At 66.5% G+C, this 16,008-nt stretch carries 22 protein-coding genes; 5 read left to right on the forward strand and 17 right to left on the reverse strand.

Translation table 11 applies throughout. From position 1 onward, the window contains the following. Nucleotides 1–28: 28 nt before the first annotated feature. The 10 genes from xerC to ACFY61_RS28575 form a co-directional block, all read right to left on the reverse strand. Nucleotides 29–1,195 carry a tyrosine recombinase XerC gene (xerC, locus tag ACFY61_RS28530; RefSeq protein ID WP_389476577.1) on the reverse strand — a complete coding sequence of 389 codons (1,167 nt, stop codon included), beginning with the start codon at nt 1,193–1,195 and terminating at the stop codon, nt 29–31. Next, nucleotides 1,192–1,413 (reverse strand): helix-turn-helix domain-containing protein, encoded by a 222-nt coding sequence (locus ACFY61_RS28535; RefSeq protein ID WP_266627009.1) that lies wholly within the window; start codon nt 1,411–1,413, stop codon nt 1,192–1,194. Before ACFY61_RS28535 ends, xerC begins: the two co-directional genes overlap by 4 nt. Beyond that, nucleotides 1,410–2,801, reverse strand: a complete 1,392-nt coding sequence (repSA, locus tag ACFY61_RS28540; protein ID WP_389476579.1) for a replication initiator protein RepSA — start codon at nt 2,799–2,801, stop codon at nt 1,410–1,412. The genes ACFY61_RS28535 and repSA overlap by 4 nt, the downstream gene beginning before the upstream one ends. A 175-nt stretch (nt 2,802–2,976) precedes the next feature. Then, entirely contained in the window at nt 2,977–3,291 is a 315-nt protein-coding gene (locus tag ACFY61_RS28545) for a SpdD protein (protein WP_389476581.1), read from the reverse strand. A gap of 23 nt (nt 3,292–3,314) precedes the next feature. Next, nucleotides 3,315–3,473, reverse strand: coding sequence for a hypothetical protein (locus ACFY61_RS28550; protein WP_107084747.1), 159 nt, complete (start codon nt 3,471–3,473; stop codon nt 3,315–3,317). A 21-nt stretch (nt 3,474–3,494) separates the two neighbouring features. Next, nucleotides 3,495–3,686, reverse strand: a complete 192-nt coding sequence (locus tag ACFY61_RS28555; RefSeq protein ID WP_389476583.1) for a mobile element transfer protein — start codon at nt 3,684–3,686, stop codon at nt 3,495–3,497. An 11-nt stretch (nt 3,687–3,697) separates the two neighbouring features. Beyond that, nucleotides 3,698–4,330 (reverse strand): DUF2637 domain-containing protein, encoded by a 633-nt coding sequence (locus ACFY61_RS28560; protein WP_389476688.1) that lies wholly within the window; start codon nt 4,328–4,330, stop codon nt 3,698–3,700. Nucleotides 4,331–4,410: 80 nt separating this feature from the next. After that, nucleotides 4,411–5,769 carry an FtsK/SpoIIIE domain-containing protein gene (locus ACFY61_RS28565; protein WP_389476585.1) on the reverse strand — a complete coding sequence of 453 codons (1,359 nt, stop codon included), beginning with the start codon at nt 5,767–5,769 and terminating at the stop codon, nt 4,411–4,413. A gap of 2 nt (nt 5,770–5,771) precedes the next feature. Then, nucleotides 5,772–6,110: a hypothetical protein gene (locus ACFY61_RS28570; RefSeq protein WP_030152743.1), complete on the reverse strand. Its 339-nt coding sequence runs from the start codon at nt 6,108–6,110 to the stop codon at nt 5,772–5,774. Between the two features lie 139 nt (nt 6,111–6,249). After that, nucleotides 6,250–7,032, reverse strand: coding sequence for a GntR family transcriptional regulator (locus tag ACFY61_RS28575; protein WP_389476587.1), 783 nt, complete (start codon nt 7,030–7,032; stop codon nt 6,250–6,252). 18 nt (nt 7,033–7,050) lie between these two features. Between ACFY61_RS28575 and ACFY61_RS28580 the strand changes: the two genes are divergently transcribed. Continuing rightward, entirely contained in the window at nt 7,051–7,515 is a 465-nt protein-coding gene (locus ACFY61_RS28580) for an NUDIX hydrolase (protein ID WP_389476589.1), read from the forward strand. After that, nucleotides 7,512–7,724, forward strand: coding sequence for an e9imm peptide (locus ACFY61_RS28585; protein WP_389476591.1), 213 nt, complete (start codon nt 7,512–7,514; stop codon nt 7,722–7,724). Before ACFY61_RS28580 ends, ACFY61_RS28585 begins: the two co-directional genes overlap by 4 nt. A gap of 380 nt (nt 7,725–8,104) precedes the next feature. Here the strand turns inward: ACFY61_RS28585 and ACFY61_RS28590 are convergent, their stop codons facing one another. From ACFY61_RS28590 to ACFY61_RS28605, 4 genes are all read right to left on the reverse strand, one after another. Continuing rightward, nucleotides 8,105–9,001, reverse strand: a complete 897-nt coding sequence (locus tag ACFY61_RS28590) for a DNA adenine methylase (RefSeq protein ID WP_389476593.1) — start codon at nt 8,999–9,001, stop codon at nt 8,105–8,107. Continuing rightward, nucleotides 8,998–10,350 (reverse strand): hypothetical protein, encoded by a 1,353-nt coding sequence (locus ACFY61_RS28595; protein WP_389476595.1) that lies wholly within the window; start codon nt 10,348–10,350, stop codon nt 8,998–9,000. The genes ACFY61_RS28590 and ACFY61_RS28595 overlap by 4 nt, the downstream gene beginning before the upstream one ends. Before the next feature lie 515 nt (nt 10,351–10,865). Beyond that, nucleotides 10,866–11,192, reverse strand: coding sequence for a hypothetical protein (locus ACFY61_RS28600; RefSeq protein WP_389476597.1), 327 nt, complete (start codon nt 11,190–11,192; stop codon nt 10,866–10,868). Next, nucleotides 11,189–11,926: a GntR family transcriptional regulator gene (locus tag ACFY61_RS28605; protein ID WP_389476690.1), complete on the reverse strand. Its 738-nt coding sequence runs from the start codon at nt 11,924–11,926 to the stop codon at nt 11,189–11,191. Before ACFY61_RS28605 ends, ACFY61_RS28600 begins: the two co-directional genes overlap by 4 nt. Before the next feature lie 41 nt (nt 11,927–11,967). Between ACFY61_RS28605 and ACFY61_RS28610 the strand changes: the two genes are divergently transcribed. Next, on the forward strand, nt 11,968–12,213 hold the full coding sequence (locus tag ACFY61_RS28610; protein WP_389476599.1) for a hypothetical protein: 246 nt from the start codon (nt 11,968–11,970) through the stop codon (nt 12,211–12,213). Nucleotides 12,214–12,398: 185 nt separating this feature from the next. Here ACFY61_RS28610 and ACFY61_RS28615 read toward each other — a convergent pair whose 3' ends face one another. After that, nucleotides 12,399–12,677, reverse strand: a complete 279-nt coding sequence (locus ACFY61_RS28615; protein ID WP_389476601.1) for a hypothetical protein — start codon at nt 12,675–12,677, stop codon at nt 12,399–12,401. A gap of 79 nt (nt 12,678–12,756) precedes the next feature. Between ACFY61_RS28615 and ACFY61_RS28620 the strand changes: the two genes are divergently transcribed. Next, nucleotides 12,757–13,512 carry a GntR family transcriptional regulator gene (locus ACFY61_RS28620; protein ID WP_389476603.1) on the forward strand — a complete coding sequence of 252 codons (756 nt, stop codon included), beginning with the start codon at nt 12,757–12,759 and terminating at the stop codon, nt 13,510–13,512. Nucleotides 13,513–13,655: 143 nt separating this feature from the next. Beyond that, nucleotides 13,656–14,438: a hypothetical protein gene (locus ACFY61_RS28625; RefSeq protein WP_389476605.1), complete on the forward strand. Its 783-nt coding sequence runs from the start codon at nt 13,656–13,658 to the stop codon at nt 14,436–14,438. 296 nt (nt 14,439–14,734) lie between these two features. Here ACFY61_RS28625 and ACFY61_RS28630 read toward each other — a convergent pair whose 3' ends face one another. Both ACFY61_RS28630 and ACFY61_RS28635 read right to left on the reverse strand, forming a co-directional pair. Continuing rightward, nucleotides 14,735–14,983 carry a hypothetical protein gene (locus ACFY61_RS28630; protein WP_389476607.1) on the reverse strand — a complete coding sequence of 83 codons (249 nt, stop codon included), beginning with the start codon at nt 14,981–14,983 and terminating at the stop codon, nt 14,735–14,737. After that, on the reverse strand, nt 14,980–15,843 hold the full coding sequence (locus ACFY61_RS28635) for an oxaloacetate decarboxylase (protein ID WP_389476609.1): 864 nt from the start codon (nt 15,841–15,843) through the stop codon (nt 14,980–14,982). The genes ACFY61_RS28630 and ACFY61_RS28635 overlap by 4 nt, the downstream gene beginning before the upstream one ends. Nucleotides 15,844–16,008: the final 165 nt, after the last annotated feature.

The raw sequence follows: 16,008 nt of genomic DNA on the forward strand, positions 1-16,008 counted from the left end.
TGTTTCTGCTGAGTGACTAACTGAGTGACTACGGCTTTGGATCTTCCTTGAAGATGCCGTCCATGATCGTCGCCCCCGTCTGGATCACCGGACGGATCTGCTTCCGGTAGACCGCCTCTGTGACCGCTGTGCCGGAGTGCCCGACCAGCCGGGAGATCTCTTCGAGCGGGACACCCTTGTCCGAGAGCAGCGAGACGAAGCTGTGTCGGAGCTCCCGCGGGGTCCACTCCTTCGCGTCGACTCCCTCGGCGCCGGTGATCGCCTGCCGGAAGGCGCGCCGGACGTTGGTGGAGTCCAGCTCCGTCCCTGTCGCGGAAGAGAAGACGAGCCCCTTCTCCGTCCACTGATCACCAGCGGCCAGCCGATCCCATCCCTGATCTTCGAATTGCTGCCAGAGCGCATCCACGCACCTGGCCGGCAGGGCGATCGTCCGTCGCGACTTCTTGGTCTTGGTGTCCCCGGTGGAGCGAACTGACCGCCACACCGCGATGTGCGGCGGCACGGGCGGCGACGCGTCCGGGTCCCCCTTCAGGAAGACGTGGTCCCAGGTAAGGGCCCGCATCTCTTCCGTCCGCGCGCCGGTGAGCAGGGCCACCACGATGTACGCGTACGCGGACGTCCCCGCTGCCGCCTTCAGCACCGCCTCAGCCTGGGCGAGCTTGAGCGCCTTCGACGGCCGACCGGGCTGGCCTGTCGGGATCGAGCAGAGCTCCACGATGTTCCGCTTCACCTTGTCCCGGACCATGGCTCGCTTCACGGAGCGGTTCAGGCACGAGTGGATCGCCTGAAGCGTGCGCGTGCTCAGCGTCATGGCCTTGTCTGCCAGCCACTTGTCGACGTCCTCGCCGCTCAGCTCCCTCAGCTTCCGGGCCCCGAGCGCGGGGATCACGTGGATCCGGCTGAGCGAGGTGCACGTGGCCACGGTCTTCGCGTCGCGGCCGGCCAGCCCGTACATAAGCCAGTCGTTCACCGCGTTCTCCACCGTGTAGTTGGTGGGCGCGATGGCCAGCCCGTCCTCGTGATCCCGCAGCACCTCCTTGAGCTTGGCCTTGGCCTCGGTCTTGGTCCTGCCGCTGCCCTTCCGCACGATGCGCTTCCCGCTGGGCGAGAAGCCGAGGGTCACGCTGGCAATCCAGCGCTGCCGATCCTCGTCCCAGTGCAGACCGCCGTCCCCGCGGCTTCGGCGCGCTGTCATCGCCCTGCACCTGCTTCGCGCTCCAGAAGGGCCACGTAGTCCGCGATGGCGGAAGCGGGAACGAGGCGCGTGCGGCCCTCCGTGACCGTCCGGAGGCGACCCGCACGGATCAGCTCGTAGATCACGGTCCGGCTCAGCCTCAGGACCGTCGTGGCCTCGGCGACGCGGTAGAGCACTGGTGCCGCGGCTTCGGCGCCGTGGTGACTCATCACGCTCATAGCCCGGCCTCCTGATCCGTGGTGAGCTCCGCGAGTGCTTCGCGGGCGGTCTGGCGATTGAGTTGGATGTCGCGGGCGATGGTGGCGGCGAGGACGGATTCCCCGAGGCTGTGGCCATGGCCGGCGTACTGCCACGAGGCGAGGACGAGCACGGTGCCCGGCTCGACGTCGCCGAGGCCGCGTGCTTCGCGTTCCTGGGCGGCGCGGTAGTCGGCACGGGTCTGGCGCAGGTCACCGAGGGTGGTCGAGTACCGGCGGGACTTGGTGGAGAAGTGCCCGCGGAATCCGAGCATGTGGGCCCAGGCGGCGAGCCTGCGTTCCGGGTAGAGCGGGTCCAGGTCGAGGCAGGCCCCGACGAGCCGGGCGGCGTGCTCGGGGACGTCCAGGAGGACGAGCGCCTCCCTGTTCCCGACCCGCCGGTCGAGGGTGCCGGTGTTCTCGGCCGCCTTGGTGGCGTACTTGGCGACGTACGAGGCGACGGCTTGTTCGGTGATGTACGAGCCGTCCCCAAACACTTTGATGGGCCGTACGTCGAGCTGTGTCCCCCAGCGGAAGGTGCGAGCAGCCTGATCGGCGACGGCAGGGACGCTGATCGAGGTGTACGAGTGGGCGGCGGCCGCCCGGATCGTACGGTCGAGGAGCTCAGTCGTGGCCCAGGCGGGCGGCGGACTGTCCGGCCCGTCAGGACCGTCGATGCGGACCACGGCATGGAAGTGAATCGCGCCGCGCTTCTGAAACTCGGCGACCTTGCCGTAGGAAATCCGGACCACATCCTTCAGCTCCCGCTGGGTGAGCCCGGCGTACGCGGCGATCTCACGGCGCAGGCGGGTCGTGAAGCGCTGCCAGAGCTGTCCGGCGTGGTTGTTGAAGAGGACGGAGCCCGCATAGTCGTACGTCTCGGGGTCGAGGGCGGTACCGAGTTCGGCGGCGTCCTCCTGGTGGTGCTTGCCGCAGCGGCAGGGACGGCCCACGGGGCGGTTGTGCACGGGACCGAAAGAGGGTGCCGTGAGCGTGGCGAAGACGCGGGGGTGTTCGCGGACAGTGCCGGGGATATCTCGGCGGTCGTCTCCCGCGAGCCCGGCCCGGATGAGGTGGTAGGTGTCTCCGGCGTAGGTCCAGGCGCAGCTGGGGCAACGGGAGGCGCGGCGGTTGCCGCAGGCGATGCGGAGGCGGGCGCCGGGTTCGTTCTCGGTGGAGTAGCGGTGCAGGGTCTCGCCGGTGGTCTTGTCCTTGGTGACGGTCCAGCCGGTGATGTGGATGGGGTCCGAGCAGCCGCCCGTACGGCGAATCTGATCTTCCCAGCGGGCGTAACCGGGATCGGCGGCCGCCTTCAGCATGTCGCCGAGGAGGCCGGGATCCAGGTCCGCGAGGGGCGCGGAGCCGGTCACGCGGTCGCCACCTGACGGCGGGCGGTGGAGGGGTGTGCCTCGCAGTTCGGGCAGATGCGGCACGGCGGGCGTGTGCCCCGGTCCATGATGGTGGTCCTTTCGATTGCGGTCGGGAGGGGCCGGTCTCTCCGGGCGGCGGCGATGCTTGGTGGCTTGTGCGCCGCCTGGAGGCCGGTCAGTGGTTCTTGAAGTCCTGGCGCAGGGCGCGGACGAGGAACAGCAGGACGACGCCGCTGACGGACAGGGCGACCGCGGTGACCGCGACGGCCAGGAGCAACGAGACGGCGACGGACGCCAGGGCGAGGACTCCGGCGACTCCGCCGGCGGCGAGGGCGAGCGCGGTCCCGGGCGAGTTCTGGACCAGGCCGCCGAGGGCGGTCTGGGGCTTTGCCGACACCGGGGCCGCCGCGAAGTGTTCGGCGGGCACCGGGGTCGGCCGGATCGTCGCCGGGGTGTAGGTGTCAAGGCTCGGGTACTTGGGCTTGAACACGGTCGTTCTCCTTCCGGGTTGGGCTACTTGTTGATCGCGGTGTCGATGGCCGGGGCGAGGAAGCTGTCCGCGAGGAGGAAGCCGCCGAGGAGGATCACGGCGACGAGCCACCAGGGCGGACGGATGAGCTTCACGCCGAGGACTCCGACGGCGAGCAGGGCGAACCAGAGCGGGACGTCCATGGCGGTGGCCTTTCGAGGCGTTCAGCTGACGCGGCAGCGGTGGGTGCGGGCGGCGAGCTGGGCGGCGGTCGAGGAGCTGTAGTCGGAGGACCAGCCGCATCCGTCGGTGGTGCAGACGGCGGCGTCCTTGCTGCGGCCGTGGCGGTCGCGGTAGGTGCCGATCTGGACGGGGCCGATCTTCATGAGCGAGCGGAAGTTGATCCGGGCGGGCATGGGATCTCCTCTCAGGCCAGCTGGGCGGCGATGGCCTCAGCCAGCGAGGGCGGGACGCCGAGCCGGGTTCGCAGGGTCTCGGTGTCGATGTCCGAGCCCGTACGGGTGCGGTGCTCGGCGGCGATCTTCTGGGCATGGGCGACGAGGGCGGGGGGTGGTGCGGTGACCGTGGGCTCCGGGGCGGGCAGGGCGGGGGCCGGAGCGGCCTGTACGCCGGGTTCTGTCTCCCCCTCAACCACCGGCTCAGGTTCGGGGTCCGGAGCGCTGGTCGTCGTAGGCCGGTGGACCAGGAGCGTGCCGCCGAGGAAGGCGAGCGAGGGCCATCCGGCGACGAGGATGCGGAGCCAGTCCGGGACGTCGTGCAGGTCGAGAAGGCCGGCGGTCGCGACGTTCGCGCCGAGCGAGGCCGCGAGGGCTACGGTGAACCAGGACCAGGCCGAGCGCGAAGGCTCCCCCGCGTCTCGCAGGCTGCGTAGGCGGTGCCAGGCGGCGACGAGGAGCAGATCCACGCTGACCGGGTAGGCCCAGGCCTTCCAGCCGTCCTGACCGGCGGCTTCGGCGAGGTCGTGCAGGTGGGCGAAGGAGAGGGCTCCGGCGATGACGGCCTGGACGAGGACGGCGTCCGGGCGGACCAGGCGGGTCATGGTGTTCTTCACCTCCTTCAGGCATGGGGCGGGTAGGGACTTGGCGCGAGAGGCCGCGCCGACCGGGGTGGGCCAAGTGCTTAGAAGGCACCTGCTGCGGTGGCCTTGGGCTGGACCTTGCCGACGTGCACGCGAGGCGGGAGCGCCGGCCGGAAGGGGTCCAGCTCGGGAATGCTCGGGGTGCGGTGCGCGGAGGCGTTGCAGGTGTCCACGGCCTGGCGGAGCGTGGTGTGCGGGGCCCGGATTCGGGACCAGCCGCCGGAGGAGTCACCGGCCACGGCGGTGCCTGGGCGGTCCCTGTCGATCTGGACTGCGGCGAGGACGGCGTCCGGCGAGATGTCCCCGAAGGCCATGTTTGCCGAGGTCTCGTCGTTGACGCGGTGGGCGGTACGGCCGGTGAGCTGGGCGCGGAGCATGGTGATGCCCTTGCCGAGCTCGGAGCCGAAGCGCTGGCCGCAGATCTCCAGGTGGACGCCGGCGGCGCGGCCGAGCTGGGCGAGACGTACAAGATCGGTGACGATCTGGTCCCGCCGGACTTCCTCGGCCTTGTTCGCGGCGAGAGCCAGCTCAGCGACCTCGTCGACGATGACGACGACGGGTACGGGACGGAGGTGCGCGGGCAGGTCCCAGATGTCGGCGGTGATCTCCGCATCCGGCAGGCCGACGCTGATGCGCTGCTCGGCCCGGATGACTTGGTAAACGCGGCCCATGTACTGGACGAGCGCGGACAGCAGATCAGCCGCGTCGGCGGGGTTCTCTGCCAAGGCGCTGAACCGGGCTGCCAGCGGGGACAGTTCCACGCCGTTCTTGCAGTCGATGCCGACGAGCGCGACGTTCTGCGGCGCCAGCCCTGCAACGAGCGTGCGCTGGTAGACGGACTTGCCGGACTTCGTCGCGCCGACGTTCAGGGCGTGCGGGACCTGCCGGTAGTCCCGGTAGTGGACCTCCCCGTCCTCACGCAGGGCCACCGGAACCCGGAGTACCTCGGACGGCAGCGCCCGCGGCATGCGCACGCGCTCAAGTACGTCGTACCCGGTCATCCGCAGCTCGACGACGCCGGACCGGATCTCCCGGGAGACGACGTTGTGCAGGCCGAACGAGTGCCGAAGCCGGTCGGAGGAGGCGGAGAAGTCGAAGGCGTCCTGTCCGGGCCGGAGTTTGAGCCTCAGGACCAGGCCGGTCGCAGTGGGCCGCAGTCGCAGGATGCGCGGCGAACGAGCTTCGGGGACAGGGCGGTTGGCAACCCGGGCGAGTGTCAGCCGCCAGCGGGCGGGCGGGACGGTGAGCCCGCAGGCGTCCATGACCGACCGGTAGCGGATCAGGACGCGGATCGTCGCGAAGGTAACCCCGAAGGTCATCCAGTACCAGGTGGGCCACCGCCAGCACAGAAGGAGCGCGAGGGCCAGGACCACCAGCAGCGTGACCCATAAGGCGTCCATGCTCAGCCCGCCTTGGCCAGTGAGGTGACGGCGACGGCGCGGAAGCTGAGCCCGTGGCGCTTTTGGCCGTTGAACTCGTTCTCCCACGGTCGGGCGACGAGGCCGGTCAGCGCGACGGGGGTACCCGTGACCAAGTCGCCGGAGATGTCGGGCTCCGCGACGGTGACGGACACGACCTCGGCGTTGCCGTTCATCACGAACAGCACGTCGACGGTCATGAGGTTGTTGCCACTCTCGGTGTCGACGGCGACTTGGCCGGTCTTCTTGTCGCGCAGCTTGAGCTGCGGAGGCTGGGCGACCATCACGGTCGCACCGGTGGTGTCCACAGGGATCTGACGCACGGAAGATCACTCCTACATAGGGGTCGGACTCCGTCACTCATGTACATGAGTGACATGAAGAAGAGTGCACCACTCCTATGCATGAGTCAACCCGCTACGAAGAGAAACTCGCAGCGGGCTGTGGGGAGTTGAGCGGTCGTCAGTCGCGCGCAGGGATCCTGTACTCGAAGACGAACTGGTCAGCGGCCATGATGGTGTCGCAGACCTCGACCACTCGCCCCTCCTCCGTCACGGCATCGCGAACCAGATGCACCACGGGCGCGCCGGGGCTCAGGGACAGCTCCGTGGTCTCCGCCTTGGTGGCCGGCCGAGCCTGGAGCGTCTCCACGAACTCCGCAAAGACGTGCCCGTGATCCTCCAGTCGCGCATAGATGCCACCAGGACCAGGGTTCTCGGCGAACAGCTCCGGGATGTCCTTGACCACGTCCCACGGCAGGTACGAGCTGGCTGTCTCGACAGGTGTCCCATCCCGGAAGTACAGCCGCCGCCGTGCGAGCACCTGAGTCCCCGCAGTCACTCCCAGCCTCGCGGCGATCTCCTCCGGAGCCTCCATGGGCCCGATGAACAGCACGCTCACCTTGGCCTCAGCGCCGGACTGCGCGGACTCGGCGAGATAGGCGGCCCGCCCTTCCTGTCGATGCGTTCGGCGGAACCGATCCGAGGACCGGTGCCGTACGGGGGGCCGGGCCTTCACCATCGAGCCCTTGCCGTGCCGGGTCTCCACGAGCCCACTGGCCCGAACCTCGACCATGGCCTTCCGAATCGTCCCGCCGGAGACGCCGTAGCGATCCACCAGCTCTGACTCACTCGGCACCATGTCTCCGGCCTTCAGTACGCCGGCCCGGATCTGCTGGACGAGTTCGTCAGCGATCTGCACGTAGCGCGGCCCTGCCCCGCGGCCACCTCCCACTGCGGTTCCCATAGTCCTTCTCTTCCTCCTATGCTCCTGTACATGAGTACGGGTTCCCCGCAGGCCAAGTCAACGCCACTGCACTCCGTGTCCGTAGCCGGGGCAGTGCTGCGCGAGGACGGCCGACTCCTGGCGATCCGCCGAGCGGACAACGGGACTTGGGAGCTACCCGGCGGAGTCCTCGAACTCACCGAGTCCCCGGAGGCCGGCGTCCGCCGCGAGGTCCTGGAGGAAACGGGCATCGAGGTAGAGGTAGACGCCCTAACCGGCGTCTACAAGAACACGACACGCGGCATCGTCGCCTTGGTCTTCCGCTGCATGCCGTCCGGCGGCACAGAACGCACCTCTGAGGAATCAACCGCGGTCGCCTGGCTCACTCCGGACGAGGTCTCGGCCCAGATGTCCGAGGTCTACGCGATCCGTCTCCTGGACGCCCTGGACGAAGCGGGCCCCCACGTCCGCAGCCACGACGGCCGCCATCTCGTCACGTCATGACCCGCGAGGAGGCCGTCCACCTGGTCCAGCTCCTCATGGACAGCGGCACTTCGAGCGAGGCCGAGGACGACTCCATCATCGAAGCCCTGCAACGGGGCCTACGGTGCCCGCACATCATCAACTACATCTTCCATCCGGCTCCCGGACCGGAGCCCACTGCTGAACAGATCGTGGACCGAGCCATGGCCTACCGCCCGATCGCCCTCTGACCCAGCAGCGATGCGATAAGAGTTTCCCTACTTCATCAAGGGCGCTTCCGCCGCCAAGGCGGCATCGCGCGCCCGTCGCCCCGGGCCTGCGCTCCTGTCTCCGCCCCGCTCCCGCCCGGACCGCCAGCCGCGCACCTACAGCTCGGGTAGCTGGTGGGAGAAACCCGCTGGGGCTGGGGCGGTCGGCTCCACGGCTTTACCCACCTCCCCGGTTCGGGTCCCGCGTCGAGCAAGACCAGGGGGCCACTCGACCACATTGCGGTCAGGCCCAAAGCCTGCCCGAGTTGCCAACCAGCGTACGGCCCCCTGATCATGCTCGACCCCAAACCGGGCAGGACACCGGCCAAAGCCGCTCCGCCGACCTCGGAACACAACTGCTGCTAGACGAGGGCTTTCTTCCGGGAGGAAGTCATCCACCGAAAATTATCCTCTCCAATGATTCCCGCGTACCGCGGCACAGTCAGCCCGTTGCCAAAGATCGCATACTCGACGCCCGTGCGCTGTATCTGAGCCGTATGCAGTATGTCAAACTCTGCACACCTGAATCCCTTGTAGAGATCATCAGTAATGCGCTTGTCCGCGTCGTAGGTCAGAAACCACTGAAGGCTAGTTGCGCGAAGAACTTTAGCCAACTCTTCATGATCTTCGCGCGCCAATGAATCCAGATAAAGACGGTCACCCTGGACCAAGTAGGGCGGATCCACATAGAGAAGAACGTCGGAACCGTGGGGCTCAATATCCCTAATGAACTCGCGTGCATCCTGCTGCGAGAGGGACACCCTCTCTCCGAACTCGCCGAGGTACCGAATTCGGGCAGCCAGCGACGCCCTGTTAAAGCGAGCATCGATCTTCCAATTACCCGCCTGATCCAGCCCCCCGATCGGCCTTGCCCGGAGGATGCCAGATCGATTACACCTATTAAGGAAAAAGGTAGAGAACCCCAGAGTTAGATCGTCGAACCCTTGCGGGTTTCTATACACCTCAGAGTGCTTATGCCACGCCGCGACGCTAATATCCTCGCTCTCCACCATTCGAGAGAATTCCTCGGGATGCCGAAAAACGCAGCGCCAGAAGGCTGAAATTCCTTGATCTAGGTCATTGATGTAGATTCGCTCAACTTCACCGTCCACAAGCAGACGCAAAGCAGCACCCGCGCCCCCCGCAAATGGCTCAGCGTACGAACGGGGACGCGGGCGCTGTCGCGCCATCAACTGTGAAATATAAGGCGCCAGTCGCGCCTTTCCGCCTGGATAGCGAAGCGGGCTAATGTATCTCATCGGCGCTTCTTCTCCAAGAGCTCATCCGCGAGGATCAGGAGAGGTCCGTACGCCATACTCAACTTTCTAACCTCCGATGAGAGTGGATTGCTCTCCCACGTATGCACAAAGGAGTGCAGCGTCTTCAAGACCAAAGCGCCATCATCCTGCTGCGAAAACCGCCAGGCATTCACGAGAGTTGGGTTGTCCTTGTTCGGGTCCACCTGGGTAAGTACGGCCCCGATCCTACCCTTGAGAGTGTCCTGGTTCCGCCGCCAATTCAGCTTCTCAGCAACCTCGGTGGCCACAATGTCCACCACCGCCCGAACCATGATCGCGGCGACGTTGGGCATCTCATCTATCTTCAGCTGCTTAGCCTCTTCCAGGACTTCGGATGTCCTGAGGCTCACATGCCGGAGCACAACACCCTGAAACAACTTTTTGTCGAAGTCGGCCCGCCGCCGTTTCGCCGGCTTCGCGTCCGGGGCATTGTCGTCCAGATCCCCTTGCGAGGAGACGGATTGATCATTCGTCGCTCCATTTTTGGAGTACACCTGAGGGATTTCGAGCCTATCGGCGAGCCGAGGAAGGTCATCTTCAACCTGCTGAAGATAGTCCTTCCTCTGCTCCTTGCTCTTGATTTGATCAACCGTCACCGACCCAGCAAGGTCGGAGAACAGACGAGCCAATACAGGCTTCATTTTTTCGAGGCTGTAACCCCTGAGAATAACGTCGCCTTCGAACGTAAGTCCGAGCCTGTTCCTTACGTAGGGGTCAGCGAGCATCCGCCCGAGATTGGTGATCCGACTGTTACGCACCGTGTGGGCGTCCTTCACGAGGTTCGGATCATCAGCGAACCACTTGGAGACGGCCTCAATGAAAAGCAGAGCCTTCCCCGTTGGCGTGGACCGGCCACTGAACCGGCTCTTTTCCGCGGAACTCCAGGGCACAATGCCGACGCCCTGCTTTTCTCCATCATGCCGAAGCATGATCCAGTGTTCCGCCTGTGTCCTACTCTCGGCAATTACGCACGCCACCCTTCTCGGGATAGCGTTATTTCGCGCGATCGCGGCGAACTGCTTCTGGAGTTTCTCTGTGGGTGCGAGGCTAGGGTTACCGAGCAGCTTGAGCGCAGCTACCCGCCGATTACCCTCCACTACTATGTTGCGATCGCCTTCGATGACCACGATGGGAAGCTCGGCGGGGTTTATGCCATGCTGGGCGATGTCCTTAGCCAGCCGATAGAGCTTCTCGGGGTTATGCCCCAGGAGGGCCGCGATTGATTCTTCCAAACTCGCGGTCTTCTTCTCGTGCCGCGGGTTTGACTCGTCTAGCACGAGAGAGTTCACGTGCATGCTTGCCTGCTTCATGGCGCTCATGGTCCTTGCCAGCCCCCCCGGCCCGCATCCAATTTTTCAGATCTAGATCATACGTAGGGAAAAAGGCTCTTGCCTAGATAGGCGAAAACTGGCCATTGGCTGGTTCTCGGGTCGCTGGCGAACTTCCCGTACCGCCCTCCAACAGTCAGAGAACGACCAGGTCAAGCCCATGATCAGCAGTGCTGTGGGCACTCTGCCGCCACATCGGCGACGGCCGACGCCAACACTCTTCACTAGCACAAAAGTTCTAATCTATCAGCGTGACCACACGTCGCATCTCTCTCGGTGCACCCGAACTGGGCCCTGGCGCCAAGTTGCAAGAGACCTGAAGCGCCATCCTGCCGTCCGCGGCCCATTCGTGGCCTGAGGGAGTCGCAGGGCTGTCGCCGGTGGCCCGGACCACCACAACTTGTGGGGCGCATGGAGCCTCTGAGCCGTGTCTCCCAACTAGGAGCGGCCCCAGACTGGGCCTGGGGCCGCTCCGGTGTTGCCTTGTATGGAGTTTCCTACCTGGAGCGCGCTGGCAATCCCGCGCGAACCGACTGGCCTGGGCGCGGGATGCGGCGGCCGCGGCTTGTTGCTACGCGGACCGCGTCTTGCAGGGCGCCCGTTAGGTCCGTAGCCAGTAGACGGAGCTCGTCGGGATCTGTCTCGGCGTCGGCGAGTACTTCTAGCGCGTGGTCCAGGAGCTCGGCACCCAGGCCTAGCTGTATCGCTTCGGTGCTGTCGGCTAGGCGGGAGAGGTAGCCGCCGGCGTCGTCTGTGCTCAGGAAGCAGGGCTTGCCGTCGAGGCCGGGCCATGGGAGGAGTCTCAGCTCGGTGTACGAGGTCATTTCTTCGACGTCCTCGCTTTCGTCGGAGGGTGGGCAGTGAAGAGTGCGTCGGATCGGTCGCCCGGCAGGACCAAGAGGGCCGCTTCTACCGCGCGCCCCGTCGTGTCGGTCGCCACGCGTGTGATCGAGAGGACGGCCAAGGACGTGCCGATTCGAAGGGTCGTCGCCTCCTCCGGGGTTGGGAGGCGGGCACTGAGCCTTTCCTGGACCTCGGCCAGTGGGGGGCGGAGCTCTGCCAGGCGTGTCGTCAGGGCCTCGGGGGACTCTTCGGCCAAGTCGACCGGCACCAGGTCGCGGGGGACGTAGATGCGTGCCAGGCCGTGCGGCGATTTTCCTTGGTGACTGAGGCAGTGGAATTCGGTCAGGGGGCTGCCGAATGGCACGTGCAGGAGGGCTGTCAGGTGGCCGTGCGCCTGGACGTTGGTGGTTCGGACGGTCAGGCGCAGGGGCCCAGCGGTCCCGGTGTGCGCGTACGGCGCGGCTCCTCCACCGACGTACGTGATCCTGCGGAGCGGGTGGCGGACGAAGTTGCCGCTGCCGTGGATCTTCTCCACCAGGCCTTCGCCTTGCAGGAGCGCGAGGGCGCTTCGAAGCGTTGGTGTGCTTACCTCGTAGCGGGTGGCGAGTTGGGCTTCGGAGGGAAGGCGTTCGCCGGCTTTGAAGTGGCCTGTCGCGATCTGGCGGCGGAGGTCGTCCGCGATGGTCTGACGGCGGGAGGGCACGGGGCGGATCACCACTTCCTCATCATCCGGAGGGCGATGAGTTGGCTCCGCGCATGCAGCGTCAGCACCTCACCCGTCTCGAAGAACAGGCGCTTGGCCCCGGCCGGCATCTGGACGAGGTCGGCGACCCGGCATGGCTGGCCACCGATTGGGATGACGTCGCCGAGCTGGACGCTGACCGATGTGATCTCGATGCTCGCGGCGTACGCGCCAGTGGGGGGCTGCCCTCTCACTGGTTCGCCTGCCGCGGTTCAGGGGCTTCGTCCGCCACGTGGCAGGAGCAGGCGCAGGCCTCGTAGATCACGGGGACTCCGACAGGCGCCGCTGCGGGGGACGACTGGGCGCATTCCGAGTGCGTGCCGATCGCGCACGAGCTCGACCGGTACGTGGTCCTCCCGTGCGTGGCATAGGAGAGTGTGGGTAGTTGCAGCCCACTGGTGCGGGCGGGGGTGGGGCCCATACGGTTGTGCACGCTGATCAGCTCCTATCGCTGACGGCCAGGTCCCCGGACGTCGCCCGTCGCGGGGACCGCTTTGTTTACGGCGGCCCAGAGGGTGCGGCCGGTCAAGCTGCTGGCGACGAGCCCGAATCGGTCGGCCTCCGCCACCACTTCCAAGACCTCCCGCCACGATTCGGCGGGCAGCGCCTCCGGTACCTCCGCTTCGATCGACGTGTACGTGGCGTGCGGCTTCACGCGTGTGGTCAGCCCGAGGGCCGACAACCGAACGGCGAGATCCTTGGCCCTCGCATCCGAAGCGGGCACAGGAGGGCCTCCGTCGCCGATTGAACACGTTGAGTGAAGCTAGTTAACTAGATTAGAGCTAGTGGACTAGATTTTCCACATGCCTGAGCAGCCGCCTTATCTCCGCATCGCCGACGTCCTGCGGCAGCGGATCGCGGAGCACGAGTGGACGGCCGGCGATCGGCTCCCCTCACGCGCCCAGATCGCCGAGGAGTGCGGTGTCGGCGAGAACGTGGTTCGCAGGGCGCAGGAACTGCTGATCTCTCAAGGTGTGCTGGAGGGACGCGCGGGTTCGGGTACTTACGTCGCCGAGCCCAGGCAGCGCGTACGGGTGGTGCGATCCTCGGCGCGTGAGCAGCCGGGCGGTTCCCCGTTCCGGGCGGATATGCAGGCACTGGGCAAGCAGGGGAACTGGGAGAGCCGGACCGAGGCGAAGGTGCCCGCGCCGGCTGAGATCGCGGCGCGGCTCGGGATCGCCGAGGGTGATCTGTGCGTCCGTACCGTCTACGAGTTCCTCGCTGACGGCAGGCCCGTGCAGCTGTCGACGAGTTGGGAGCCGTACGAGCTCACCGGCGGCACGCTCGTTGTGCTTCCGGAGGGTGGGCCGCATGCCGGGATCGGCGTCGTGAACCGAATGGCGGAGATCGGCGTCACCGTCAGCCATGCCGTCGAGCAGCCCGAGCCGCGGAACGCGACCGCCGAAGAAGCGTCGCTCCTCGGGATTCAGAAGGCCTCCGTCGTGACCCACATCCGGCGGACGTACTACAGCGACCAGGGGCAGCCCGTGGAGACGGCGGACATCGTCATCCCCGCTGCGCTGTGCGAGATCGTCTACGAGATTCCGGTCAGTCGCTGACTCGGTCGATCGCCACGTGATCACCAAGTGGATGGGCGGTGGTCGGGTCGGCGACGACAGGTCACGGGTCGATGGGGTGGAGGAGATCGCGATCTTCCGCCGAAGCCACTTCGCCTGCCTGAGAGGGTTCGTAGAGTGCGTGTATGGCCATACCTCGTGAGCCCAACGGGCGACCGCTGACCCTCTACACGCTCGATCTGGAGGCCGCTCTGGAGTACGCCCGTGAGGCGCTCTCCGAGGGGCTGAACGTAGAGATCACGGATCGCGATCTGCGTGATACGCAGACCTATCGCAGCTTTCAGGAGAGTCCGGTTCTCGTGAAGTACTGGGGTGTCTCGCTCAGCGATGACGCCAGTGCGAGAGGCCTCCGATCGGCCTCAGTTCACCAAATCATTGACGCTGTCGAGAAGCTGCGCCCTGAAGAGTACGGCGCGATCCACGCGGATGATCTGGTCGAGTTCTGTAAGGCGCACTACCTCAAAACTGGTGTCTCAGCTGATTCGGCACGAAAGCTGTCAAGTGATGCACACATCCGAGGGGGGACACACGTGTTCGGCAGCGGTAAGACCCTGAGTAGCTTCAAGGTCGGAGACAAGGTCACGGTCAGGGCGCCGAGCGATAGGCCCCTGTTTCACCATGGGTCTCACGGGACCGTCGTCACCATTGGCACGAAGCGGGTCCATGTTCGGATGGACACGGCCGCGTTCGAGAACCACGACGGTGAGGTGGCCAACTTCCTTCCTGACGACCTCGATATGGGGCATGTCGGCACGCCTCGAAGCGTGGACCGCATGAACGACGCCTTCACCAGCATGAAGCTGGCGGTCGGAGCGGATCTTGTGTCAGTGGCACTGGATGCCGGCGTCATTACTGCCGATCAGGGGGAACGGATCAAGGCTGCATGGGCCAACCACTTGCAGAGCTGACGAGCCGCGACCAGCAGCTGTGATCGCTCCACAGGTGAGTGTCTAACTGAGTGACAACGGGGGCGGACAGCGCCGGACGACGACGGACCGTCTGGGACTGTCGACGCAGGTCAGCGGCACGGTGCCACCCGGTCGGCCCATCACCAGGGTTGCTTCGGGACGAAGAGGTCGTGGGTTCAAATCCCGCCACCCCGACTCAGCAAGACCAGGTCAGAGCCACCTAGGAGATCTCCTAGGTGGCTCTTCTGCGTTCCCGCGTCAGGGCCGTGGCGGCCGGGGTGGCCGCCACGGCCGGGTCAGGAGTCCCGGTGGACCGTGCTGACGAGGGTGGCGAGCATGTCCACCGCGGTGCCGTCGTGGTCGCTGCCCGATGTGCCGCTGCCGGTCTGGAGGTTGCCGGTGCGGTCGATCTCCACCACCGAGTCGGAGTGCGAGTTGTCGATGACCGTGATCAGGTCACCGCTCGCGGCGGCCGGCGGGGCGGCGGCGGCGAGGAGCGCGGCCGCGAGGGCCAGGGCGGTGCGGAGGCGGGTGGCGCCGTTCACACCCGGACCCTCTCGCGCACCGGGTGGTGGCGGGCGATGTTGCGCTCCAGCAGGCGGGTCGAGTGGCCCACTCCCACCCCGGCGCCGCCGTCCGCGGCGGGCAGGCGTCCGTCGGCCGACTTGAGTTCGGCCAGGGCGGAGTCCATCGCCTGGTGGGCGGCGAACAGGCACGGGGTGCTGTAGATCGCGATGTCCACCCCGAGTTCGGCCAGCTCGGTGAGGGAGAGCCGGGGCGACTTGCCGCCGGCGATCTGGTTGAACAGCAGTGGCTTGCCGCCGACCACGTCGCGGATCCGCCGGATCCACTCCACGCTGCGCACCCCGTCGACGAGGACCACGTCCGCGTCCGTGGCGGCCAGCGCCTCCGCCCGGTGCAGGATGTCGGCCTCGTCCGTGGCGTCCGTCCGGGCCACCACCACCAGGTCCCGCCGGGTGGCCAGCACCATCTGCAGTTTGTCGAGGTACTCGGAGAGCGGCAGGACCTGCTTGCCGTCGGCGTGGCCGCAGCGGCGCGGCCGCTTCTGGTCCTCCAGGATCACGCCGGAGGCCCCGATCCGCTCCAGTCCTTCCACGACGTGGCAGGCCACCTCGGGGTCGACGTAGCCGTCGTCGATGTCGACGAGCAGGTGGTGGCCCGGGAAGGCGCCGCGCAGGCGCTGGACGAAGGCGACCATGTCGGGCCAGGCGATGAATCCGATGTCCGGCAGTCCGTAGTACGAAGCCGCGAAGCCGAATCCGGATACGAACATCCCGTCGTAGTGCCCGGCCGCGATGGACGCCGAGTACATGTCGTACACGCCGATCAGGGGGGTCGTCCCCGGCTCGGCGATCCGCTCCCGCAGCTTGTTCCCGTAACTCAATGTCCGGCTCCTCCGTGGGGGGGTGGGCATGCACAGCGGCAAGGGAATGCCGTGGCGACACGACGTCCTTTGCCGAAACCTGATGATTTACGGAGAGGACCCGGAACTTCTCGTTACGCGGCCTTTACTCACCCCAACGGCGTATTGCGTTCACCACAGAAACGT

The organism is Streptomyces sp. NPDC012888 (assembly GCF_042900645.1).
Taxonomy (GTDB): Bacteria; Actinomycetota; Actinomycetes; order Streptomycetales; family Streptomycetaceae; genus Streptomyces.

What these genes read in the sequence shown, in the direction of transcription:
- ACFY61_RS28535 (WP_266627009.1), bottom strand. Translation starts at nt 1,413, where the DNA reads ATGAGCGTGATGAGTCACCACGGCGCCGAAGCCGCGGCACCAGTGCTC.
- ACFY61_RS28595 (WP_389476595.1), bottom strand. Translation starts at nt 10,350, where the DNA reads ATGAAGCAGGCAAGCATGCACGTGAACTCTCTCGTGCTAGACGAGTCA.
- ACFY61_RS28590 (WP_389476593.1), bottom strand. Translation starts at nt 9,001, where the DNA reads ATGAGATACATTAGCCCGCTTCGCTATCCAGGCGGAAAGGCGCGACTG.
- ACFY61_RS28610 (WP_389476599.1), top strand. Translation starts at nt 11,968, where the DNA reads ATGCAGCGTCAGCACCTCACCCGTCTCGAAGAACAGGCGCTTGGCCCC.
- ACFY61_RS28555 (WP_389476583.1), bottom strand. Translation starts at nt 3,686, where the DNA reads ATGCCCGCCCGGATCAACTTCCGCTCGCTCATGAAGATCGGCCCCGTC.
- xerC (WP_389476577.1), bottom strand. Translation starts at nt 1,195, where the DNA reads ATGACAGCGCGCCGAAGCCGCGGGGACGGCGGTCTGCACTGGGACGAG.
- ACFY61_RS28560 (WP_389476688.1), bottom strand. Translation starts at nt 4,330, where the DNA reads ATGACCCGCCTGGTCCGCCCGGACGCCGTCCTCGTCCAGGCCGTCATC.
- ACFY61_RS28625 (WP_389476605.1), top strand. Translation starts at nt 13,656, where the DNA reads ATGGCCATACCTCGTGAGCCCAACGGGCGACCGCTGACCCTCTACACG.
- ACFY61_RS28580 (WP_389476589.1), top strand. Translation starts at nt 7,051, where the DNA reads ATGCTCCTGTACATGAGTACGGGTTCCCCGCAGGCCAAGTCAACGCCA.
- ACFY61_RS28600 (WP_389476597.1), bottom strand. Translation starts at nt 11,192, where the DNA reads ATGACCTCGTACACCGAGCTGAGACTCCTCCCATGGCCCGGCCTCGAC.
- ACFY61_RS28585 (WP_389476591.1), top strand. Translation starts at nt 7,512, where the DNA reads ATGACCCGCGAGGAGGCCGTCCACCTGGTCCAGCTCCTCATGGACAGC.
- ACFY61_RS28575 (WP_389476587.1), bottom strand. Translation starts at nt 7,032, where the DNA reads ATGGGAACCGCAGTGGGAGGTGGCCGCGGGGCAGGGCCGCGCTACGTG.
- ACFY61_RS28620 (WP_389476603.1), top strand. Translation starts at nt 12,757, where the DNA reads ATGCCTGAGCAGCCGCCTTATCTCCGCATCGCCGACGTCCTGCGGCAG.
- ACFY61_RS28550 (WP_107084747.1), bottom strand. Translation starts at nt 3,473, where the DNA reads ATGGACGTCCCGCTCTGGTTCGCCCTGCTCGCCGTCGGAGTCCTCGGC.
- ACFY61_RS28565 (WP_389476585.1), bottom strand. Translation starts at nt 5,769, where the DNA reads ATGGACGCCTTATGGGTCACGCTGCTGGTGGTCCTGGCCCTCGCGCTC.